17 protein-coding genes, 1 pseudogene and 1 riboswitch are annotated in these 23,050 nt (G+C 66.4%); of the genes and pseudogenes, 8 read left to right on the top strand and 10 right to left on the bottom strand.

Features of this window, described 5'->3' with window-relative positions:
- Window positions 1-379: 379 nt before the first annotated feature.
- Window positions 380-3,250, bottom strand: a complete 2,871-nt coding sequence (gene gcvP, locus AC07WC_RS04705; protein WP_495208967.1) for an aminomethyl-transferring glycine dehydrogenase — start codon at window positions 3,248-3,250, stop codon at window positions 380-382.
- 97 nt (window positions 3,251-3,347) lie between these two features.
- Window positions 3,348-3,449: riboswitch (glycine riboswitch) on the bottom strand.
- Between the two features lie 279 nt (window positions 3,450-3,728).
- Between gcvP and AC07WC_RS04700 the strand changes: the two genes are divergently transcribed.
- Window positions 3,729-4,952 (top strand): multidrug effflux MFS transporter, encoded by a 1,224-nt coding sequence (locus tag AC07WC_RS04700; protein ID WP_495208966.1) that lies wholly within the window; start codon window positions 3,729-3,731, stop codon window positions 4,950-4,952.
- Window positions 4,953-5,038: 86 nt separating this feature from the next.
- Here the strand turns inward: AC07WC_RS04700 and AC07WC_RS04695 are convergent, their stop codons facing one another.
- Complete coding sequence (locus AC07WC_RS04695) at window positions 5,039-5,797, bottom strand: hypothetical protein (RefSeq protein WP_495208965.1); 759 nt, start codon at window positions 5,795-5,797, stop codon at window positions 5,039-5,041.
- Window positions 5,798-5,872: 75 nt separating this feature from the next.
- Between AC07WC_RS04695 and AC07WC_RS04690 the strand changes: the two are divergent.
- The 3 genes and pseudogenes from AC07WC_RS04690 to AC07WC_RS04680 all read left to right on the top strand — a co-directional run.
- A pseudogene (locus AC07WC_RS04690) lies at window positions 5,873-6,373 on the top strand (siderophore-interacting protein); the annotation flags it as partial.
- 19 nt (window positions 6,374-6,392) lie between these two features.
- Complete coding sequence (locus AC07WC_RS04685) at window positions 6,393-6,671, top strand: siderophore-interacting protein (RefSeq protein ID WP_495209115.1); 279 nt, start codon at window positions 6,393-6,395, stop codon at window positions 6,669-6,671.
- Window positions 6,672-6,751: 80 nt separating this feature from the next.
- Window positions 6,752-7,138 (top strand): hypothetical protein, encoded by a 387-nt coding sequence (locus AC07WC_RS04680; protein WP_495209114.1) that lies wholly within the window; start codon window positions 6,752-6,754, stop codon window positions 7,136-7,138.
- 40 nt (window positions 7,139-7,178) lie between these two features.
- Here the strand turns inward: AC07WC_RS04680 and AC07WC_RS04675 are convergent, their stop codons facing one another.
- From AC07WC_RS04675 to AC07WC_RS04655, 5 genes are all read right to left on the bottom strand, one after another.
- Entirely contained in the window at window positions 7,179-8,687 is a 1,509-nt protein-coding gene (locus tag AC07WC_RS04675) for a glycoside hydrolase family 19 protein (RefSeq protein ID WP_495208964.1), read from the bottom strand.
- A 271-nt stretch (window positions 8,688-8,958) separates the two neighbouring features.
- Window positions 8,959-10,953, bottom strand: coding sequence for a M2 family metallopeptidase (locus tag AC07WC_RS04670; protein ID WP_495208963.1), 1,995 nt, complete (start codon window positions 10,951-10,953; stop codon window positions 8,959-8,961).
- Between the two features lie 88 nt (window positions 10,954-11,041).
- Window positions 11,042-12,694, bottom strand: a complete 1,653-nt coding sequence (locus AC07WC_RS04665) for a phosphoethanolamine transferase (protein WP_495208962.1) — start codon at window positions 12,692-12,694, stop codon at window positions 11,042-11,044.
- On the bottom strand, window positions 12,691-13,467 hold the full coding sequence (locus AC07WC_RS04660; RefSeq protein ID WP_495209113.1) for a phosphatase PAP2 family protein: 777 nt from the start codon (window positions 13,465-13,467) through the stop codon (window positions 12,691-12,693). The genes AC07WC_RS04665 and AC07WC_RS04660 overlap by 4 nt, the downstream gene beginning before the upstream one ends.
- A gap of 95 nt (window positions 13,468-13,562) precedes the next feature.
- On the bottom strand, window positions 13,563-15,284 hold the full coding sequence (locus tag AC07WC_RS04655) for a glycosyltransferase family 39 protein (protein ID WP_495209112.1): 1,722 nt from the start codon (window positions 15,282-15,284) through the stop codon (window positions 13,563-13,565).
- Window positions 15,285-15,401: 117 nt separating this feature from the next.
- Between AC07WC_RS04655 and AC07WC_RS04650 the strand changes: the two genes are divergently transcribed.
- From AC07WC_RS04650 to AC07WC_RS04640, 3 genes are all read left to right on the top strand, one after another.
- The gene (locus AC07WC_RS04650; protein ID WP_495208961.1) at window positions 15,402-16,103 is read left to right on the top strand and encodes a response regulator transcription factor; all 702 of its coding nucleotides are present in this window, start codon (window positions 15,402-15,404) and stop codon (window positions 16,101-16,103) included.
- 22 nt (window positions 16,104-16,125) lie between these two features.
- Window positions 16,126-17,421: a sensor histidine kinase gene (locus tag AC07WC_RS04645; RefSeq protein ID WP_495208960.1), complete on the top strand. Its 1,296-nt coding sequence runs from the start codon at window positions 16,126-16,128 to the stop codon at window positions 17,419-17,421.
- Between the two features lie 119 nt (window positions 17,422-17,540).
- On the top strand, window positions 17,541-18,791 hold the full coding sequence (locus AC07WC_RS04640) for a DUF819 family protein (protein WP_495208959.1): 1,251 nt from the start codon (window positions 17,541-17,543) through the stop codon (window positions 18,789-18,791).
- 141 nt (window positions 18,792-18,932) lie between these two features.
- Here the strand turns inward: AC07WC_RS04640 and AC07WC_RS04635 are convergent, their stop codons facing one another.
- Both AC07WC_RS04635 and AC07WC_RS04630 read right to left on the bottom strand, forming a co-directional pair.
- Window positions 18,933-19,157 (bottom strand): YbdD/YjiX family protein, encoded by a 225-nt coding sequence (locus AC07WC_RS04635; RefSeq protein ID WP_019183464.1) that lies wholly within the window; start codon window positions 19,155-19,157, stop codon window positions 18,933-18,935.
- Window positions 19,157-21,238: a carbon starvation CstA family protein gene (locus tag AC07WC_RS04630; RefSeq protein ID WP_495208958.1), complete on the bottom strand. Its 2,082-nt coding sequence runs from the start codon at window positions 21,236-21,238 to the stop codon at window positions 19,157-19,159. The genes AC07WC_RS04635 and AC07WC_RS04630 overlap by 1 nt, the downstream gene beginning before the upstream one ends.
- A gap of 227 nt (window positions 21,239-21,465) precedes the next feature.
- Between AC07WC_RS04630 and AC07WC_RS04625 the strand changes: the two genes are divergently transcribed.
- Window positions 21,466-22,317 carry a pirin family protein gene (locus AC07WC_RS04625; RefSeq protein ID WP_495208957.1) on the top strand — a complete coding sequence of 284 codons (852 nt, stop codon included), beginning with the start codon at window positions 21,466-21,468 and terminating at the stop codon, window positions 22,315-22,317.
- An 83-nt stretch (window positions 22,318-22,400) separates the two neighbouring features.
- Here the strand turns inward: AC07WC_RS04625 and AC07WC_RS04620 are convergent, their stop codons facing one another.
- The gene (locus AC07WC_RS04620) at window positions 22,401-22,862 is read right to left on the bottom strand and encodes a hypothetical protein (protein WP_495208956.1); all 462 of its coding nucleotides are present in this window, start codon (window positions 22,860-22,862) and stop codon (window positions 22,401-22,403) included.
- Between the last annotated feature and the right edge of the window lie 188 nt (window positions 22,863-23,050).

Here is a 23,050-nt window from a genome sequence, read left to right as displayed (position 1 = left end):
AGCTGGTGCTGCGATGCTCGCAACTCGCAACTCGCAACTCACAGTTCGAAGCTCAGAGTTCGACGCCGGGTGCGCAATGCGAAATGCGCATTTGGCGCTGAGCAATGGGCAGTGAGCGTTGAACGTTCGACGCCGATGCTGACGCTATGGACAGCCATCCGATGACTGCATGAGGTGTTAGTGCTCGCCTCCGCTGCACGGCGATTGCGGTTGGTTTTCCAGAGGCGGCCGCCCCCCGCCCAGCCTGCAGAATCCGAAGGCGGCTTTCCTTCACGGCGCGCGGGAGCCGGGAGCCGGGAGGCGGGTAGTCGGCAGCAGCCCATAACAAAAACGGCCCGCTTGCGCGGGCCGTCTGCTGTTGCGTCAGGGCAGGGGAGGCTTAGACCTCCACGCCCTCGTCTTCCTTGTACGCATCGACCGGGATGCAGGCGCACATCACGTTCTTGTCGCCGTAGACATTGTCCACGCGCGCCACCGGCGGCCAGTACTTCTGCTGGCGCAGGCTGGCCAGCGGGAAGGCCGCCAGCTCACGCGGGTAGGCGTGGGCCCACTCGCTGGCCGACACCACCGCAGCGGTGTGCGGGGCGTGCTTGAGCGGATTGTCCTCGCGGTCCAGGCGGCCGTCTTCGATCGCGGCGATCTCTTCACGGATCTGGATCATCGCGTTGATGAAGCGATCCAGTTCGTGCAGCGACTCGCTTTCGGTTGGCTCCACCATCAGCGTGCCGGCGACCGGGAAGCTCAGGGTCGGGGCATGGAAGCCGAAATCGATCAGGCGCTTGGCCACGTCCTCGGCGCCGATGCCGGAGGTCTTCTCCAGCGGACGCACGTCCAGGATGCACTCGTGGGCCACCAGGCCGTTGCGGCCGGTGTACAGGGTCTTGAAGTGCGGGGCCAGGCGCTTGGCGATGTAGTTGGCGTTGAGCAGGGCGACCTGGGTCGCCTTGCGCAGGCCGGCGGTGCCCATCAGGGTGATGTACATCCAGCTGATCGGCAGGATCGAGGCGCTGCCGAAGCTGGCCGCGCTGACCATGCCCACATCGCCTTCGCCGCCCAGCACCTTCGGCAGGAACGGAGCGAGGTGCGACTTGACCGCGCACGGGCCGACGCCCGGGCCGCCGCCGCCGTGCGGGATGCAGAAGGTCTTGTGCAGGTTCAGGTGCGAGACGTCCGAGCCCCACTTGCCGGGCTTGGCCACGCCGACCAGGGCGTTCATGTTGGCGCCGTCGGTGTACACCTGGCCGCCATGCTTGTGCACGATCTCGCAGATTTCCACCACCTCTTCCTCGAACACGCCATGCGTGGACGGGTAGGTGATCATCAGTGCGGCCAGGCGGTCGCTGTACTTCTCCGCGTTGATGCGGATGTCGTCCAGGTCGACGTTGCCGTTGGCGTCGGTCTTGGTCACCACGACCTTCATGCCGCACATCTGTGCCGAGGCCGGGTTGGTGCCGTGGGCCGAGTCCGGGATCAGGCAGACGTCGCGATGGCCTTCGCCGCGCGAGCGATGGTAGGCGCGGATCGCCAGCAGGCCGGCGTACTCGCCCTGCGCGCCGGAGTTCGGCTGCAGGCTGACCGCGTCATAGCCGGTGCATTCGACCAGCATCGCTTCCAGGCCGTCGATCAGTTCCTTGTAGCCGGTGGCCTGGTCGGCCGGGGCCAGCGGATGGATGTTGGCGAACTCCGGCCAGGTCACCGGAATCATCTCGGCGGTGGCGTTGAGCTTCATGGTGCAGCTGCCCAGCGGGATCATGGTGCGATCCATGGCCAGGTCCTTGTCCGCCAGCGAACGCAGGTAACGCAGCAGTTCGTGTTCGCTGTGGTGGGTGTTGAACACCGGGTGGGTCAGGAAGTCGCTGGTACGCACCAGGCCGGCCGGCAGCGCATCGGCGGTGGCGGCGTCGAGGGCATCGACATCCACCGTGGCGCCGAACAGCTGGCCGAGCGCGACGATGTCGGCGCGGGTGGTGGTTTCATCCAGGCTGATGCCGACCGCATCGCTGTCGATCGCACGCAGGTTGATGCGCGCCGCGGCGGCCTTGGCGTGGATCGCCTTGGCGTCGACATCCTTGACGTGCAGGGTGTCGAAGAAGTGTTCGCCGACATTCACGCCGGCGCCGCGCAGTGCGGCGGCCAGGATGCTGGCCAGGCGATGGGTGCGGCGGGCGATGCGGGTCAGGCCTTCCGGGCCGTGGTACACGGCATACATCGAGGCCATCACGGCCAGCAGCACCTGCGCGGTGCAGATGTTGGACGTGGCCTTCTCGCGGCGGATGTGCTGCTCGCGGGTCTGCAGCGTCAGGCGGTAGGCGGCATTGCCCTGCGCATCGACCGAGACGCCGATCAGGCGGCCCGGCATCGAGCGCTTGTACGCATCGCGGCAGGCCATGAAGGCCGCATGGGGACCACCGAAACCGAACGGCACGCCGAATCGCTGCGAGTTGCCGACCACGATGTCCGCGCCCCATTCGCCGGGGGCGGCGATCAGGGTCAGGGCAAGCAGATCGGTGGCCACCGCGACCAGGCCGCCACGCGCGTGCACGGCATCGGCCAGCGCCTGGTAGTCGCCGATATGGCCGAAGGTGTCCGGGTACTGCAGCAGCACGCCGTAGGCCTCGGCTTCCATCGCCTCGGCCGGGGTGCCCACGCGCAGCACGATGCCCATCGGCTCGGCGCGGGTGCGCAGCAGTTCCAGCGTCTGCGGGTGCACGGCGTCGTGCACGAAGAAGGTGTCGGACTTCGACTTGGCCGAGCGCTTGGCCAGGGTCATCGCTTCGGCCGCGGCAGTGGCTTCATCCAGCAGCGAGGCGTTGGCGATCTCCATGCCGGTCAGGTCCGCGCACAGGGTCTGGAAGTTGATCAGCGCTTCCATCCGGCCCTGCGAAATCTCGGCCTGGTACGGGGTGTAGGCGGTGTACCACGCCGGGTTTTCCAGCACGTTGCGCAGGATGACGTTCGGGGTGAGGGTGCCGTAGTAGCCCTGGCCGATGAAGGTGCGGAACACCTGGTTCTTGTCGGCGATGGCGCGGATCTTGGCCAGTGCCTGCACTTCGGTCAGCGACTCGGGCAGGTCCAGCGGGGCCGGCGACTTGATCCCGGCCGGGACGATCGCATCGGTCAGCGCGTCCAGCGAGGCGTGGCCGACCACGTCGAGCATCTGCGCGATTTCGGCGTCGTTGGGGCCGATGTGGCGTTCGACGAACGCGTGGCTGTGTTCAAGCTCGCGCAGGGAGGGGGTGTTCTGGGACATGGCTGGCATCTCGGAGAGTGGGCACGCACGTTCGGAAGGCGGCCGGGCCAGGGCGCGTCGCGGGCGACAGCGATCCACCGGACCTTGCGGTCTTCCTGGGTGCCCCTCTGTCCTTTTGCCTGAGAGTTTAAAAGCGCGCATCGGCGTGCTTCGTGCCCCTTCGGCGCCGGCACTCGCCGGTCTCTCCAGAGTTTTGGTACGGGTGGTATCGGGCCTGAGCGATTACGGGCGTTGCGCCTTCGGCAGCGGGTGTCCGCTTCTCCCACCATGTAGCCCGGCGATTATAGCCCAGCGCTTTCGGCCACTGGGCCTTTCCGGCACATGAATACGGGGAGGCGCAGCCGCCGAAAGCCCTGTCCGGGCATGGTGCCGGCGGCGACAAAGGCCTATGATCACCGGATCCTCGTATTCATCTGGCGCCGCCCCTTCCGGGCTGGCGCCCGCCGTGCATTGCGCATGGCCGCTGACGGAAGCCCGCATGACGCCCGCCTCACCCTCGACCCGCCGTCTGGCCCTGCTGCTCGCAGGCCTGGCGATGTTCGGTCCGTTCTCGATCGACACCATTTTCCCGGCCTTCCTGCTGCTGGGCGACCGCATGCAGGTGGACCAGGTCGCGGTGCAGCAGACCATCAGCGTCTACCTGCTGTTCTACGGCCTGATGAGCCTGGCGCACGGCCCGTTGTCGGATGCGTTCGGCCGCAAGCGGGTGATCATCGGCGGCCTGGTGCTGTTCATCGGTGCCTCGATCGGCTGCGCGCTGTCGCGCGACATGACCACGTTGCTGGTGTTCCGCGCGCTGCAGGGCGTGACCGCCGGTGTCGGCGTGATCGTCGGCCGTGCGGTGATCCGCGATCTGTACCACGGTGCCGACGCGCAGCGGTTGATGAGCCAGGTCTCGATGATCTTCGGCGTCGCCCCTGCGATTGCGCCGATCATTGGCGGCTGGATCCTGCTCGGCGGTGGCGACTGGCCGCTGATCTTCTGGTTCCTGGTGCTGTTCGGCGTGGTCCTGCTGCTGGCCACGGGCAAGTGGCTGCCGGAAACCCACCCGGTGGAAGCGCGCACGCCGCTGTCGATGCGTGAGCTGCTGCGCAGCTATGCGCGCATGGGCTCCAACCCGCGCCTGTTGCGCCTGGCTGCGGCCGGTGCGTTCAACTTCTCCGGCATCTTCCTGTACATCGCCTCGGCGCCGGTGTTCGTGATGCAGCACCTGCAGCTGGGTGAGGGTGGCTTTGCGTGGTTGTTCATTCCCACCATCGGCGGCATGACCGTCGGTTCGTTCCTGTCCGGCCGTATGGCCGGGCGGATCGTGCCGCAGCGGCAGATCGCCATCGGCTTTGCGTTGTGCGCGGTCTCGGCGCTGCTGAACTTCGGCTATGTCGTGTCGGTGCCGCAGATCGCGCTGCCGTGGGCGGTCATGCCGATCTTCCTGGGCGGTGTCGGCATGGCGCTGATCTTCCCGATCCTGGCGCTGGCCGTGCTGGACATGTATCCGCATCAGCGCGGCCTGGCCTCGTCCATGCAGATGTTCATCCAGCTGATGATCAACACGGTGGTGGCCGGCGTGGTGTCCCCGATGCTCAGCAGCAGCCCGTTGCATCTGGCGCTGGGCTACGCGGCCTTCTTCGCCATCGGTGGCAGCTTCTGGTACTGGGAGCAGCACTGCGAACGCCGCCGCGACCTGCTGACACCCATTGAGTAAGGCGCGCGTACAGATAACCGTGGGCGGAACATTCAACCCACGACATGCGGATTCCACGTGTGGAATCCGCATGTCCAGCGCCGCTATCAGCCCGCACGCATCCAGTTCACTTCGACCTTGCACTTCGGATCCGCACCGGATTTATCGAAAACAAACTCGATCTGCCCGAAATAGTACGTGGCCTGCCTCAGATCGTGGCTCTCCGTGCCCATGTCCGTGTACCAGTTGCCGTTCTGGACCAGCGAGTCGGGCGTCTCGCCTTTTGTTGACCAGTCACCTTGGTGCTGGTTGATCCGGCTTCGGATCTTGATGTTCGCCTTGTTGCCCCCCTGCTGATTGTTGCTTTTGGTGATTCGGTAGCCGTAGGTCCGCATCACGAATGCCGTCTGGCCACTGTTCAGTTTCTCCCGGCCGTAGCCGAGCTCCACTTCACCGGTGAAATTGCCCTTCTTGCAGGTATAGATGTGGGTGCCCTTGCCGGTTGCTCGGGGCGCGAAGTAGTGGTCGGACACATCGTCAATGATGTCCACGGAGGGGAAGCTGGCCGCCATGCACTCAGCATAGGTGCCCTGCCGGGTTGTCGGGAATGCCGTCACGGTCGGGCCCACGCTGCAACGCGCTTCGGTCCACGACGCGCCGTTGGATGGGCGCTCCGGCGCCCAGTAGAGCGGCTTGTTGGTGGAAATGGGGTTGAGCAGTTCCTTCTCTAGATTGAGCAGGTCGGTCAACGACAGCTCGGGTTTCGGCGGCAGCAGGGTGTCGCCGATCGGGGGGACGAACTGTGCGAAAGCGGGCGAGCTCATCGTCGCGGCGACGGCCAGGGTCAGGGTGAGCATCTTCTTCATGGTTAACGGCACCTGTTGTGAAACCAGGCCGTACTGTGCGGAATGATGCACGCCACTTGTTAGGCAAAGTTGGAAATGGTGGACTGGTTACGTCACGGCAGTGATGAGTGTCAACTATCAGGTGGGGCGTGGGTCGAATGCGTCACGCTCAATAGTGTGCGGGGTATCACGGACTGCGCGATTTCAGCAGCCGCGTCGCGATCCCGTTGCATCAGCAGCGCCGCCATTGCGGGTGCACCCAGCAGCATACGCCTTGCCTGCACAGCGCGCAGGGTTGGCAGCATTGCCATTGCCTCACCGCAGCGTATCCTGTGCGCTCGCCAGCCAGTTCGTGCTCCACGACAGCCAATACGCTCCCCTGCGGACGCCGCGTCCGCGGCAATTCAGGGTGATTGCATGGCTGCCCAGCAGATCTACCGCCTGTTCGATGTCGCGCTCAAGCAGCGCACCGTTCTCTCTCCGTCGCTGACCCGCATGGTCTTCGCTGCGCCCGATGTGGCCAACATGAAGACCGACGGGCCGGATCAGCGCATCAAGGTGTTCTTCCCGCTAGCCGGCCAGGCAGCCCCCGAGGTGCCGCAGGGCGAGGACTGGTATGCGCGTTATCGGGCGCTGCCCGGCACCGCCCGGTGCACAGCTGTTCTGGCTGGCCCGCGAGGGCGCCGCGCATGGTCAGCGGCTGCAGGACGCGGTACGGGCCCGGATCGGTCTGTGGGAGCAGGCCAGTGCAGCGGGGGGCGAGCTGTATGCCTGGGTCGCCGGCGAGGCCGGCGCGGTGATGGCGATCCGCTGGCACCTGGTGAAGACCTGTGGGATCGACCGCCAGGCCATCACCTTCATGGGCTATTGGCGGCACGGCAAGGTCCTGGATTGAGCCGGCCTCAGCCGCTTCAGAGCGGGGCCGCCAGGGCCCGTGCGGTATTCTTGGCGCTTTGCCGCAGTCCGGATTTCCCCATGTCGACCACCTCCAAACTGCGCCGCGACATCCGCCGGCGCCGTGAAACCCAGGCCGCCAACCGCGAGCAGGACAATGCCACGCCGGTTGAGCCCCATGCCGAGCTGCGCGACCAGCAGCGCACGCTGCTGGCCGGCATTGTCCGCCGGGATGGCGAGTGGGTGCTGGGCATGGACGGCCGTATCGCTGGCCAGACCCCCAGTGCAGCGCGGGTGCTGGCCCTGATCATGCAGGCTGCTGAACTGCATGAACGCCAGGGCACGCCGGTGCGCCTGGTGTATTCGGACGCGCTTAAAGACGCGGCGCACGCCGAAGCCAAGGCCGACGGCATGGACTTCGAGCAGTTCAAGGTGGAACTGGCCGCCCAGCTGAAGCCTGCGTCCTGAAACAACACGGGGCGGCGCACCCGCGCCGCCCCGTTGTCCCTCAGCGACCGCGCAGGTCGTCGATCACGTCCACGTTATCGAACTTGTCGATGACGCATTTCACGTAATCGGCAGGCTTGAGCGCCGAATACGGGGTCTGGTAGGTCACCAGCTTGCACTGGTAGCTCTTGCCGCCGACGTTGCCTTCGTGCCAATCGTAGTTTTCCTCCCAGTAGATCGGCAGAGCGCCAGCGCCGCCCTCGTCGAACTGCTTCATGCCTTTGCAGCCCAGCACTTCATTGCCCGGCACCGGGACGTTGAAGTGAGCCGCCGCGGCCCGGTAGTACGTGATCCGGTTCTGCGACTGCAGGTGCTCGGTGCTGCCACCGCATTCCACACCACCATTGATGATCTGCGTGGTCACCCCGAAGCCAGGCACCAGACCATTGGCGAGGTCGCGTGCGTTGGGCTGCCAGGTGCCGTCGATCACATGCATCATCGAGGGCTTGGGCGGCTGCGGATACATGTAGAAGAACGCGGCGCTGGCCAGGTTCAACCAGGTATCGGCGACCAGCTCGGGCTTGTCGAGCAGGGTGCGCACGGTGCCGAACATCGCATCGGAGAACGGTCCGTAGTTGTAGTTGTAGGACAGTTGCTTGGCGCCCCGCCCGAAGTAGCTCTTGAAGCGGCCGGCGTGAGGGCCGCTCTCGAACACACCACACGGCCAGGTCTGGCCCTGCCAAGTGGCCGGGTTGCATTCGCCTGCGTAGCCATCGGGCGTTTCCTCGCTCCAGCCCATCTCGCGGACGTGCACCAGCGCCTGGCGCCACTCGGGAATCGGGCTGTGCGCATCGTGGCCGCCGGTTTCCTGCGCGAAGTGCGCCACCATCGTTGCCAACGTCCTGCGGCAGATGGCGTCGGCATCGCGGCCATCGGTGTAGGAGGCGCAGATCGCCGGGAACTTGGCGAACGCCTGCAGGAAGCCCCGGTAGGTGTACTCCGGTGCCCGCATCGGGAAGAGGGAGTCGAACTGCGCGGCATCCAGCAGCGCTTCGACCCGGCGCACGTTCTCGGGGTTGGCCGCGCGCAGTGGCTCGACGGCCTGGACCTGGGTGTTGGGCAAGGTACGAATCGATGCCAGTGTCTGCTGCATCAACGGGAAGTCGGTGAGGCGGGCTTCATCGGACAGCAGCCGGCTCAGCGGGATCTCGACCGGGTCAAGCGGATCGGGGTCGCCGGGGCCCGGACCGCCGGTGTCACCGTCACAGCCGGGTGCGGTTTCGGCAATCTCTTCCCAAGGCGACAGCCATGGTTGGGAAGGGTCGATGGCCGCGGGCGATTCGCCGACGTTGGCCCACCATTTCGCCTTGAAATAGCGCGACTGGAAGATCACCACGCAGCCGGCGACGTAGGTCTGGGTCGGGTCGTAGGTATCGTTGGCGGCGGGCATGGCGGCGGTGCGCAGCGGCGGGCGGGAGTCGGCATCCGCCGAGGCGGCGTTGCTGCCGTGGGCCGTGGCGCAGCCAAGTACGGCCAGCACCGCAGCGGCCAGAAGGGTGTGACTGGTCATGGGCAATCCAGAGCAAGGGAAAGAGCACCGACCGTAACGCTCTCACACCGGCATCACGTGTCGCGTTCTGCACGACGTTGTGAAAGCTTGAACTGCACCGGACCTGTCTATCGCATTGGATCGCTTTTTCACGCGATGGTTGTTGAAAGGCCCGCGAGCACGGACTGTGAACCGGCTCACGCGCTGCGCGGATGAGCGGACGGGGCGGAAGCAAAGAAAAAGGCCGACACCGCTGTCGGCCATTTCCTGATTGTCAGGTTTGCGCGTTGGATTACTGCTTGGTCGTTGCCGGTGCCGTCGTGGCTGCGGCCGTCGTGCTGGCCGGCACCTGCCAGCCACACATCTGGCCCTGGTTCTGCTGCTTGAGCCACTCGTTGACCGGGGTGAAGTACTCGATCATCGGGCCGGCATCGAGTTTGTCGCCGCCGGTGATTTCCTTCAGCGTGGCCTGCCACGGCTGGCTGGCACCCTTGCTCAGCATCGCCCAGAACTTCTGGCCGGCTTCCTTGTTGCCGTAGAAGCTGCACTGGTGCAACGGGCCCTTGTAACCGGATGCATCGCACAGGCCCTTGTAGAACTGGAACTGCAGGATGCGCGCCAGGAAGTAGCGGGTGTACGGGGTGTTGCCCGGCACATGGTACTTGGCGCCCGCGTCGAAGAATTCCTCACCGCGCGCGCTGGCGGGGGCCACGCCCTGGTACTTGGCCTTCAGGTCCCACCACGCCTGGTTGTAGTGGTCCGGGGTGATCGAACCGTCGAACACGCCCCAGCGCCAGCGGTCGATCATCAGCCCGAACGGCAGGAACGACACGCCGCTCAGGGCCATGCGCATCTGCGCGTTGATGGTCGCCTCGCGGCTTTCCTGCGGGGTGTCGACCAGGCCGATCGAGTTGAGGTACTGCGGGGTCATCGCCAGCACGATGGTGTCGCCGATCGCTTCGTGGAAGCCGTCGTTGGCACCGCCCTGGAACAACGGCGGCAGCGGGTTGTAGGCCAGGTCGTAATAGATGTGGCCGAGCTCGTGGTAGATCGTGGTGAAGTTTTCTTCATTCGGCTTGATGCACATCTTGGTGCGCACGTCGCCGTCCATGTTCATGTCCCACGCGCTGGCGTGGCAGACCACGTCGCGGTCCAGCGGCTTGATGAACTGCGTCTTGTCCCAGTACGACTTGGGCAGCGCCGGCATGCCGAGCGAGACGTAGAAGTCCTGCGCGCGCTCGGTCATCTGCTTGGCGGTGCGCAGTTCGGCCTCGCGCTGGGCCTTGTACAGCGCTTCGACGTTGGCGCCGCTGCCGGCCTTGGCCAGCGCGCCGCTCAGGTTGGTCTGGTACTGCTTTTCCAGCGCGGCGGTGATGTCCAGGTTGCCGGCACCGGGGTACGGTTCCAGCTGGTCCCACAGATTGGACCAATCCTGCTGCCACATGTTGCCGGTGAGGTGCGCAGCGATCAGCCCGCCGTTGACCTCGGCTTTGTCCTTGCCGTAGGTGGCATCGAGCTTGGTGCGCGCATAGCAGTGCAGCTGCTCGTACATCGGCTTGACCTGGTCCCACAGGCGATCGGTTTCCGGACCGATCTGGTCGGCGGGCATGTCATAGCCGCTGCGCCACATCTGGCCGGCATCGGCGAAGCCCATTTCCTTGGCGCCTTCATTGACCAGGCTGACGAAGCGCTGGTAATCGGCGCGCATCGGCTTGGTGGTGGCATGCCAGCCCTGCCAGGCGTCGAGTTGCTTGTCGTAGTCGCGGCTGCGCGCGAGCACCTGCTCCAGGTCGCCGAGCTGGCGGCAGGTCTGCGGGTTGGCTTCGTCGGTGCAGTACTTGCCGGAACCGTAGGCGCCTTCCATGCGGCTGGCGATGCGGGTCAGCTCGGAGAGCTTGGCCGGGTCGCGCGGGGCGGGCATGGAGGTCATCAGCTTGAGCAGGTGGATCTGGCGCTTGGTGTCTTCGCTCATGGGCTGGCCGTCGTACTGGCCGGCCTGGGTGATCCAGCCGTTGAGCACAGTGAGCCAGCGCTCGTTGGCCTTGGCCGCGACGCGCTCGGAATCGTCATTGATGTAGGTCGAGGACAGCCACTGCGCCGAAGTCATTTCCGGGTACATGGCTTTGTACTCGGCGTTGACGCGGGCGATGAACTGGTCCGCGGTCTCCTTGGACTGGGTGGTGCCCGTGGCCGGTGCATCGGCGGGGGAGGGTTCCTTCTGGCAGGCCGCCAGGGTCAGTGCGGCAGCACTGACTGCCAGGGCCAGCAGGAGCGGGCGGTGGTTCACGGGCACATCCTTGGGTGGTGACAGACCGGCGAAGGCTAGTGAAGCGCCGGGCGCACCGCAAGGGGCAGGGCAGCAAGCCCGGCCCTGATCAGACTTCGCACCCTGCAAACAGATCGCGGTCACGCTCATACACTGATGTCTTGACCTGCATCAGCCCCAGGACCGACGGGAACAGATTGTCGTGGTCGGTGTATCTGCCCGCGCGCTCACGCACGCAGGCCAGGTTGAGCCCGCGGTTGGCGGCGAACGACGGCGAGAACCACATCGTCATTGGTACGCGGGTCTGCTCCTGCGGGGCGATCGCGTACGGCACACCGTGCAGATACAGGCCCTTCTCGCCCAGCGATTCGCCGTGATCGGAGAGGTAGATCATCGCCGTGTCGTAGTCGTCCATGCCCTTCAGTGTGCCGATCGTGCGCGAGAGCAGGTGATCGGTGTACAGCAGCGCGTTGTCGTAACTGTTGGTGATCTGCTCGCGGCTGCACTTGCCCAGGTCCGGCGTATCGCAGGTCGGGGTGAAGCGGCGGAAGCGCGGCGGATAGCGTTCGAAGTACCTCGGCCCGTGGTTGCCCAGCTGGTGCAGGACCACCACGCGGTCACCGGACCTGGCGCGGACCTGGGTGGCCAGATCTTCGATCAGGATCTCGTCCATGCAGCGCCCGTTGGCGCACAGGGTCGGGTGCTTGGCATCGCCCAGCGCTTGCATTTCCAGGCCTTCGCACACGCCCTTGCAACCGGATTGGTTGTCGCGCCACAACGTGCTGATGCCCGCGTGGTCCAGCACGTGCAGCAGCGACTGGTGCGCGCGGATCTTCTTTTCGTCGTAGTCGTGCCGCCCATACGGCGAGAACAGACAGGGCAGGGAGACCTCGGTGCTGGTGCCGCACGAGTGCATGTCGGGGAAATTGATCACCCCGGCCTGGGCCAGTTCCGGCGTGGTCTGCTTGGCATAGCCGTTGAGCCCCCAGTTCTGTGCGCGTGCGGTTTCGCCCATCACGATCACTAACAGGCGCGGGCGGCTGCCGACCGCGCGCGGAGTAGCCTTGGCATCGGTCCCGATCGGCAGTTTCGGGGCGCGCTGGATCGGGTTGTCGCCGCGCAGCGCCTTGGGCAGGCCGAGCAGGAAGTTGCCCGGGGTGGCCAGATAGCGCACTTCGCGTTGGTTGCGCATCAGCGAGGACATCTCCTGGAAGGAGAGCATCGCCCCGCCGAAGGCGATCAGGGCCGACAGCAGCAGGAAGCCAACGCGCCACAGCAGCGCCCTGCCCAGGGTGCGCCGGCGCAGCTGCACGCGCCACAGCAGCAGCATCGGCGCCAAGGCCAACAGCAGCAGTGGGGCGATCAAGGTGGGCGTGATCAGTTCGCGGCTTTCCTTGTGGTCGGTTGCCAGCACGTTGCGCAGCATGTCCGCATCCAGATAGATGTGGTAACTGCTCATGTAGTGGGCCGCCAGTGCGGTGCCGATCAGCAGCACGCTCAGCACCACCTTGGCATTCCAGCGCCAGACCAGCAGCCCCATCAGCAGGCAGTGCGCCCCCACCAGGAACAGGAACAGCGAGACGCCGAAGCCGATGCTGCCCGGGTGGGTGGCCATCGCGCTGTGCCAGAACAGGCCGTTGCAGGCCACCGCGAAGAACACGCTGGTGAGCAGGATCAGGGTTTCGGTGGTGCAGTGCGGGCGCCAGGTACCCAGGGTGGCCAGCAGCGCAATGCGCCGGGTGCGCGGGAGGGTGGCGCTCATGCCGCTCCTCCCTGTGCAGTGACCGGCGCCGGGCTGTGGTCGCGCAGGCGCACCCGTTCAACCAGCAGGAACAGGCCAAGCGACACTGCCCAGCAGGTGGCCAGCGTCCACAGATCATGCGACAGGAAATGCGCACCGCGCAGCTGTTGCGAGAACCCGAACACCCCGCCGGCCAGCAGGCCGACCGCCAGGCCGCGCCAGCGCCACGCCGGTCGCATCATCAACGCGACGAAGTAAAGGCTGATCCAGGCAAAGCCGGCGCTGGAGTGCCCGCCGGGGAAGCACACGCCGCGCGGCATGCCCGGCGGGCGGGTGGCGAACAGGCCGATGAACTCGCGGGTGCCCCCATAGCGCGCCAGATCCCATGGGCAATCCATGTTGGTCAGCGACTTGAGCAGCGAGACCACGCCGGTGCCCAGCGCGACCGCCAGCACCAGGTACAGCAGCGGCCAGCGCCACCCGGCCGCGCGTTCGGTGCGCCAAGCGTGGCCGCACAGCACGATCGCCAGCAGCGCCGCGGCACTGCTGGCCCACTTGCCGGCCTGGTGGATCAGGTGGGTGGTGAGCCAGGCGTTCTGCAGCGCCCACTGCTGCCCTTCGAGCCGATACAGGCGGTCGGCCAGCCACTGGTCGCCACCGGCGCCCATGAGCACTGCACTGGCCAGCAGTGTCGCGCCCAGCGGCAGCCAGAGATGGCCGCGGAGAAAACCGGGCGAGACGGTGGCAGCCGACGCGGGGGAAAGGGCAACGGTGGACGCTGGGAACATGGACAGAGGGGCCGGCGGGAGATTCCGGCGCCATGGTCGTCAGCGGGTTGTCGGAGAGCGGTCGGAGCGGCGTTCGCCGCCGGTTAAGTGCGCCCTGTCGTTCAGTCTTCCTCGTCCTGCGCGGTGTCGCTGGCGGTCACGGCGGCGTGGCAGCCGGCCTGCCACGCAGTGCCCGGCAACAGCAGCCAGCGGTTGCGGTTGGCGCTGCCGATCTCGATCACCGCTGCGGGGTCCACGCAGGGGCTTATTGCTTCATCAAGGACCAGCAGCCAGCGCTGGCGCGGGGCCTGCGACAGCCACGGGCCCGCAGCCTGCCATTGCAGGTCCCAGGTCGTCTTGAAGCCGAAATCGGTCACCGGGCGGTCGGCCTGCAGCAGGTTCTGTTCGCGCCAGGCCACCACGCCGAGCTCGGCATCCGGCCCGATGCGGAGGCCAACCCGCTGCATCACCGCCGAGGCAGAGCTGTACGGGTCGAGGGTGGGCATCAGCACCCAGCCGTACAGGTTCCAGAGCAGGAAGGCAGCCGCGACCACCAGCGCGCCCGCCCGGCGCTGGCGCCACCATAGGGCCAGCGCCAACAGCACCACGCCGAAGGCGATCAGCCAGCCGCCGAGGACGGGCAGCAGCGTATCGGGCATGGCGCGCCGCGCCAGCTGCGCATGGGCCCATGCGCTCGCCGACCACAGTTGGGTGCCCACGTACAGAGCCGCTGCGCCGAGGACGGCGACATACGCCCACAGCAGCCAGCGCAGCCCGGCACGGCGCAGCAGCCCGGGCAGCAGGGGCGCCGCTGCCAGGCACAGCGCGGGCAGCATCGGGAAGATGTAGACCTCACGCTTGCCCGGGCTGGCGCTGAAGAACACCAGCACCAGCAGGGCCCAGCCCAACAGCAGCCATCCGCGTCCATCCAGGCGCTTGAGGCGGCGCCACCATGCCGGGATCAGCGCCGGCAGCAGCAGGCTGCCCGGCAGCCACAAGGTCGCCATCACCTGCAGGTAGTACCAAGCCGGCTTCACGTGGTGCCAGGCATTGGCGTAGCGGGTGCCGGTCTGCTTGAACAGCAGTTCGCGCGCATAGGCATGCAGGGCCGGGTCGGCCGAGTGCAGCAGAGCGACCCCCAACGGCGCCAGCCAGACGGCCGTGCCAAGCAGGAAGGCCGGCAGCAGCCACCACAGGTCACGGGCGGTGCCGGGGGGCAGCACGGTGCCGCGCGCGCGCCAGCGCCATGCAGCGAACGGCAGCAGCACCAGCAGCGGCAGGAAGCCCACGCCCTTGGTGACCGTGCCCAGGCCGGCGGCGAAGCCGGCCAGCCACAGCGCCGGCCGGTTGCGGCCTTCCAGCAGGTGCCGCAGCAGGCCCCACAACGACAGCGTGGTCATCGCCACCAGCACCATGTCGATCTGGGCGCGCTTGGCCATCAGGCCGAACTGCAGGCAGCTGAACAAGGCAAGCATGGCCCACCAGCCGACCCGGCGGTTCCACAGGCGCCGGCCGAGGTCCCAGGTCAGCCACAGGGTCAGCAGGGCCGCGAGCAGCGACGGCACCAGGAAGGCGATGCTCCAGCCGCCGAACAGCTGGTGGCTGGCGGCCTGCATCCACATGAACACCGGCGGCTTTTCCGCATACAACTCACTGCCCCGGTGCGGCAGCAGCCACTGCCCGGACTCGACCATGGCCCGCGCCGCCAGCACGAAGCGGGGTTCATCGGGCGGGGAAGGCTGGCGCAGGCCGATGCCGGCCGCCAGCGCCAGCAGCAGGGCAAGGCACACCAGCACGCGCGGCCACCGCCGCAGGAAGAAGGATTCGGTCACGCCCAGGCCCATCGGCAAAACAGCCACTGTCTCCCCGACAGCGTAGGAAAAGCGTCGTAACCACCCCGTTGCGACCGGATTCCGACACGGTTCCGGCTACCATGCGCCCAACCGTCAAGAGAGTGTCCCATGCGGCTGCTGGTCATTGAAGACAACCGTCAGCTGGTTGCCAATCTATTCGATTACTTCGAATCACGGGGCCATGTGCTGGACGTCGCGCCCGATGGCGTGACCGGCCTGCACCTGGCCGTATCGCAGCCGCATGACGCCCTGATCCTGGACTGGATGCTGCCGCGCATGGAAGGCCCGGAAGTGCTGCGCCGGTTGCGTGCCGACCATGGCTCGGAAGTGCCGGTGATCATGCTCACCGCGCGCGATGAACTGCCGGACAAGATCGCCGGCTTCCGTGCCGGCGCCGATGACTACCTGACCAAGCCGTTCGCACTGCCCGAGCTGGAAGTCCGGCTGGAAGCGCTGATGGTGCGCGCCAACGGGCGCAATCCGCGCAAGGTGCTGGAAGTGGCCGACCTCAAGCTGGATCTGGCCACGCTGGAAGCACAGCGCGATGGTAGGCCGCTGCACCTGTATCCGGCCTGCCGCAAACTGCTGGAGGTGCTGATGCGCGCCAGTCCTGGTGCGGTGACCCGGCAGCAGCTGGAATTCGCGCTGTGGGGTGATGAACTGCCGGATGGCGACCTGCTGCGCTCGCATGTCTACGAACTGCGCCGCAGCGTGGACGGCCCGTTCCAGCAGAAGCTGATCCACACTCTGCCACGGGTCGGCTATCGTCTCGGCGTAGCGGCGACGGACAGCAACGATGTGGAGGCGTAACCGCGTGCCTAGGCCTGCGCCCATGCACCGGCGCATGGTGTGGTGGCTGCTGGGCTATCTGGCGCTGATCTCGCTGGCGGTGTTCAGCGTGGGCAATTACGTGCATGAACATGCCGAGCACTCGGCATGGCGCGCGCTGCTCAACTCCGAGCTGGACAGCATCGTCAACCACATCGAACACGAGCCGCACTATCGCTGGCAGGATTCGGACACGCTGCGGCTGTTCTACATCAACGGCAGCGCGACCGTGCCCGAGAGCCTGCGCACGCTGCATCCGGGACTGCACGACGGCGTCGAGGTCAATGGTCGCGCCAGCGCCGTGATGGTGCGCGAAACCAGCCAGCTGGGGCGGCTGGCACTGGTGCTGGACATCAACGATTTCCACGAGCTGGAGCAGTTCGCCACGCGCTGGGTGCTGTTGGCCGGCGTGTTGATGATCATCGTCACCGTGCTGATGGCCTCGTTCGGTGTCGGCCGGCTGGTACGGCCGCTGAGCTCGCTGGCCCGGCGCATCGACGAACTGCGGCCCGGCGTTCCCGGGCAGCGGGTGGAGGTGGATCCGCGCGCCAGTTCCGAGCTGTACGTGATCGCCAATGCACTCAATGACTATCTGGCACGCAATGAGCAGTTCGTCGAGCGCGAACGCGTTTTCATCAGTACGGCCAGCCATGAACTGCGCACGCCGATCGCGGTGATCACCGGTGCCTCCGAGCTGGCACTGGGCCAGCAGGACCTCCCCGAGCGCGCCCGCCAGCAGATGCAGCGCGTGCACCGCACGGCCCAGGGGGTGGAACAGCTGATCCAGCTGTTGCTGGTGCTGGCGCGCGACCCGGCACGGCTGGCCGCGCTGGGCGAGCGCATTCCGCTGGACCTGCTGGTGCCGGACATCATCGAAGACCACCGCCACCTGATGGGCGACAAGGACCTGCGCATCGAGATCGATGGCCTTGCACGCGTGGACATCGTCGCGCCACTCGGCGTGGTCCAGGCGGCGATCGGCAACCTGTTGCGCAACGCGATCGAGAACAGCGGCCGCGGCACCATCCACATCCACGTGTCCGAGCAGGCCGTGGTGACGCTGCAGGATCCCGGACTGGGCATGAGCCCGGAGGAGATCGCAGCGGTGCATGCACGCATGGCACGCGGCGATCGCAATGAGCAGAGTGGCATCGGCCTGGAGCTGATCGCGCGGCTCTGCGAGCACCTGGGCTGGGCATTGCAGATCGAGCCCTGCGTGCCACGTGGCACCTGCGTCATTCTGGATCTGGGGGCCTCGCTGCCGGGCCGGGATGAGCGTGCGTCGCCGCCCGTGTCGTAAATGGCCTGCACGCTGCGCTGCGCCGCAAAGTGTGGTGGCGTGAAGACAATGTTAAGCTCCGGAGGCGCCGCTCTATGCGGCGCTTTTTTTTATCCCTTCGATCGACAGAGGATGGCTTGATGCCGACCGATCCCAGTACTGCCCTGATCACCAATGACATCGTCGGCCTCGGCCTGATCGCCGCCACCCTGGCCGTGATCTTCTGGGCCGCCAGTGGCCCGACCCCACTGCTCAAGAAGATTTTCGCGTGGGTGCCGGCGCTGCTGCTGTGCTACTTCATCCCGGCCATCTACAACACCGCCGGCCTCATCGACGGCCACAACACCTCGCTGTACAACCCGATCGCGCGTGACGTGCTGTTGCCGGCAGCGCTGGTGCTGCTGACGCTCTCGATCGATCTGAAGGGCATCATGAAGCTGGGCCCGAAGCTGCTGGCGGTGTTCTGCGCCGGCACGCTGGGCATCATCCTCGGTGCGATCGTGTCGTTCCAGACGATGTCCTGGATCCACCCGGCCACCGTGGCCGGTGACACCTGGAAGGGCATGGCCGCCCTGGCCGGCAGCTGGATCGGCGGCGGCGCCAACATGGTGGCGATGCGCGAAGTGTTCGGCACCGATGCGACCACATTCGGTCAGTTCGCCGTGGTGGACGTGGCCTGCGCGAGTCTGTGGATGGCAGTGCTGTTGTTCCTGGCCAACCGCGCCAAGCAGATCGATACCCGCAACGGCGCCGATACCCGCGCCATCGATGAAATGAAGGAGCGCATCTCCGCCTACGAGGCGCAGAACGCCCGTATCCCGAGCCTGACCGATCTGATGGTGATCGTCGGCGTGGCGCTGGGGGGCGTCGGACTGGCGCATGCGATCGCCGCGCCGCTGAGCGGCTGGTTCAAGGCCAATGTGAGCTGGGCGAGCCAGTTCAGCCTGGATAGCGCCTTCGTCTGGGTGGTGCTGTTGTCCACCGCCCTCGGCCTGTGCCTGAGCTTCACCCGCGCGCGCAGGCTGGAGGCGGCCGGTGCCTCGCGCCTGGGCACGCTGTTCCTGTACTTCCTGATCGCCTGCATCGGCATGCAGATGGACCTGCTCTCGCTGCTCGACCGTCCGTGGCTGTTCGCGCTTGGCGCGATCTGGATGCTGACCCACATCCTGGTCTTGTGGATCGCGGCCAAGCTGATGCGCGCGCCGCTGTTCTTCTTCGCGATCGGTTCGCAGGGCAACATCGGTGCGGCCGCGTCGGCACCGGTGGTCGCCGCGGCGTTCCATCCGTCGCTGGCACCGGTCGGCGTGCTGCTGGGCACCGTGGGTTATGCCACGGGTACCGGCCTGGCGTATGTGACCGGGCTGATCCTGAAATGGATGGCGGGCGCGTAAGCGGGCCATCCCTGTCGTGTTCCGGGGCGGCCTTGATGGCCGCCTCTTTTTTGGCAGCGGCGGTGAGCCGCCACCACTGATCCAATGCAGAACGGCGGCGCATTCGCGCCGCCGTTCTGCAGGGTCACCTGCCGCGGTCCCTCAGCAGCAACGCCCCCCGTTCTTGCCGCTGTACCGTGCCTCCTGGCGCTCGCGGAAGAACGTCTTGTAGTCCATCGGTACGCGGTCAGGATGCTTCTCCAGCACGTGGCGAACGTAGTTGTCGTAGTCGGGAATGCCGCAGCACAGCCGCGCGGTCTGCACCAGGCGCCGCCAGATGCGGCGGTGGGCCTGGTACTGACCGGCAGGAACGAGTTCGGTGCTCATCACAGGTCCGCCATCTGGTGCGGCTGCAGCGCCACGTACGGGGTTTCCTTGTCGGTGCGCTGCGGCGTGCGGCGGGCCATGAAGATGGTCTTGATCGCATAGAACAGGATCGAGAACACCACGAACAGGAACAGGACGGTCAGGCCGGTGTTGACGTAGGCGTTGACCACGATCTGATGCATCTGGCCGACGGTCTTGGCGGGGGCGGTCAGGGTGCCGGTGGCGATCGCATCCTGGTACTTGTGGGCCTGGGCCAGGAAGCCCTGCGCCGGGTTGCTGTCGAAGATCTTGATCAGGCCCGCATAGGTGGTGCAGATCAGCAGCCACACCGCCGGCACACCGGTGACCCAGGCAAAGCGGTCACGCTTCATCTTGAACAGCACCACGGTACCCAGCATCAGCGCGATACCGGCCAGCATCTGGTTGGAGATGCCGAACAGCGGCCACAGGGTCTGGATGCCGCCGAACGGATCGACCACGCCGGTGTAGAGCAGGTAGCCCCACAGTGCCACGCAGCCGGCCGTGGCGATGATGTTGGCCGTCCACGATTCGGTCTTCTTCAGGGCCGGGATGAAGTTGCCCAGCAGGTCCTGCAGCATGAAGCGGCCGGCACGGGTACCGGCGTCGACCGCGGTGAGGATGAACAGTGCTTCGAACAGGATCGCGAAGTGGTACCAGAACGCCATCATCGCGTTGCTGCCGCTCGGGATCGCCTCGTGCAGGATCTGCGCGATGCCTACCGCCAACGTCGGTGCGCCGCCGGCGCGGTGCAGGATGGTCGGCTCGCCGATCGCCGCGGCCGTGGCCTCCAGCTGCTCGGGCGTGATGATGAAGCCCCACGTATTGCTGATGTACGCCGCGGCGGACACCGCATCCGGGCCGATGACAGCGGCCGGCGCGTTCATCGCGAAGTAGATGCCCGGATCGATGATCGAGGCGGCCACCAGCGCCATTACCGCGACGAACGATTCCATCAGCATGCCGCCGTAGCCGATGTAGCGCATGTGGCGCTCATTGGCGAGCAGTTTGGGCGTGGTGCCCGAGGCGATCAGGGCATGGAAACCGGAGACCGCACCGCAGGCGATGGTGATGAACAGGAACGGGAACATCCCGCCCTTCCAGACCGGGCCGTCGCCGCTGGCGGCGAACTGGGTCAGGGCCGGCATCTTCAACTCGGGCATGACGATCAGGATGCCGATCGCCAGCGCCACGATGGTGCCGATCTTGAGGAAGGTGGACAGATAGTCGCGCGGGGCCAGCAGCAGCCACACCGGCAGTACCGAAGCGACGAAGCCGTAGCCGATCAGCATCCAGGTGATCTGGATGCCGGTGAAGGTGAAGGCCGGGCCCCAGACCGGATCGGCGGCGACCTTGCCGCCGAACCAGATCGCGGCCAACAGCAGGATCAGCCCGACCACCGAGATCTCACCGATCTTGCCGGGGCGGATGTAGCGCATGTACACGCCCATCAGGATCGCGATCGGCATGGTCGCGATCACCGTGAACATGCCCCAGGGGCTTTCGGCCAGCGCCTTGACCACCACCATCGCCAGCACCGCCAGGATGATGATCATGATCAGGAAGGCACCGAACAAGGCGATGGTGCCGGGTACCGGCCCCATTTCCTCGCGCACCAGGTCGCCCAGCGAGCGGCCGTTGCGGCGGCTGGACAGGAACAGGATCATGAAATCCTGCACCGCGCCGGCCACGACCACGCCCACGACCAGCCAGAGCAGGCCGGGCAGGTAGCCCATCTGCGCGGCCAGCACCGGACCGACCAGCGGGCCTGCGCCCGCGATCGCCGCGAAGTGGTGGCCGAACAGCACGTGTTTGTTGGTCGGGACATAGTCCAGGCCATCGTTGTTGATCACCGCAGGCGTGGCCCGGGTGGGATCGAGCTGCATCACCTTGTCGGCGATGAACAGGCTGTAGAAGCGGTACGCGATGAGATAGATGGAGACCGCAGCGACGACGATCCACAGCGCATTGATGGGTTCACCGCGGCGCAGCGCGACGGTGCCTAGACAGAAGGCGCCGAGCAGAGCGATGACTGCCCAACCCAGTTTCGAAAAACCTTTCATGAGATTGCGTCTCCCTGGAGATCGTCGTAAGAGTCCGCCTTGGCACTGACCGGGTCAATGCAATGGCGGGGGCTGGCCGCTAGTACTTTGGTCGTAGGGTGGGCGCGGCGCGTGGCCGTGCACGCCATCGGAACATCACGCTTGGAACAATCGGTTGCGGACGTGGCGGTTGGCCGCCGGGGCCTGCGCGCCCATCTTGTCGGGAGTTCCCCGAGCCTGGAGTCATCATGAGCAGCCCAACCCCGGTGCGCGTGCTGCGCACCATCCGTGGCATGGCCACCTCCGATGGCGCCGGCGTGCGCCTGACGCGCGTGATCGGTGGCCCCTCGCTGCCCGACCTGGACCCGTTCCTGCTGCTGGATGAATTCGGCACGGACCGTGCCGAGGACTACATCGCCGGCTTCCCCAGCCACCCGCATCGCGGGTTCGAAACCGTCACCTACATGCTGGATGGCCGCATGCGGCACAAGGACAACCACGGCAACGAGGGCCTGCTCACGCCGGGCAGCGTGCAGTGGATGACGTCGGGCCGCGGCCTGATCCACTCGGAAATGCCCGAGCAGGAATCGGGCCAGATGCGCGGCTTCCAGCTGTGGGTGAACCTGCCCGCGCGCGACAAGATGACCGACCCGAAGTACCAGGAGTTCGCGCCGGACCATATCCCGGTGACGGCGCCGGCCGACGGCGTGCAGGTGAAGGTGATTGCCGGCCAGGTGGGTGACACGGTCGGACCGATCGTGCAGCCGGCCACGGACCCGGTGTACCTGGACATCACCCTGGATGCGCGCGCGGGCTGGCGCTACACGCTGCCCGATGGGCACAACGCGTTCGCCTACGTATTCGAAGGCGGCCTGGAGATTGGCGAAGGCGACGACGCACGTCCGGTGGCCCGCCAGGAAATGGCGGTGCTGGGCGGCGGCGAGCAGCTGACCGTGCGTGCGGGCGACACCGGTGCGCGCCTGATCCTGGTGGCGGGGCGTCCGCTGCGCGAGCCGGTGATGCGGCATGGGCCGTTCGTGATGAACACCAAGCAGGAGCTGATGCAGGCGTTCGTGGATTTCCAGGAAGGCCGCTTCTGAGGCTCGCCCGCCCCGGGATCGCGGGGGCGGGACGAAGGTGGGGTATCGACGGGAATGCATGCCTGGCTGCATTCCCGTCATGCTCAGCGCCCTGCGGCGACGGCCGAAGGCGTCAGATTCATGCCCTGCGCCAGCGACTGCAGTGAACCGAGTTCGTTGGCATCACCGGCATACAGCGCAATCTGGGCGAAGCGGTTCTTGTCGAACTTGACCACGGTGATGCGGCGGGTGTCGTAGCCCGGCGGCTTCTGGCCGCCCAGGTCGGGCTGGTACCAATACAGCGTTTCCCCCGCGAAGCTGCCCTTTTCCTGGCGCAGTGAACGGTTCAAGGGCAGCTCGGGATTGCGCGCACTCAGGGTCAGGCTGAGCACCTCGCGCCCATCGGCGGTACTGGCCTTGCACAGGATCAGGTCACGCTGGGCCAGCTGCTGCCATTGCAGGCCGCTGCTGGCGGGCAGGGACGGACATTCGCTGGTCGACTGCGCCGTGACGGCGCCGGCAGACATCAGCAGACACACACATACGACAGCGCGCAGGACGTTCATGCATTCCCCCAGGGTCGATGATCGCGTCCGTCGCTGACAGGCGTTCCGGTGGCCGTCGACAACCCAGGCCGTGGTGGCGCATTCCCCGCGCGCGTACCGGATCACTCGCTGCCGTCAGCGTCGGACGAGTGATCGGGACCTTAACGGAATGTGACTCCGTGTACAAATAACGGTTTCAGCTGAATCTT

It is taken from the genome of Stenotrophomonas sp. GW821-FHT01H02A (assembly GCF_059422145.1).
This window is presented reverse-complemented; position numbering and strand designations above follow the sequence as displayed.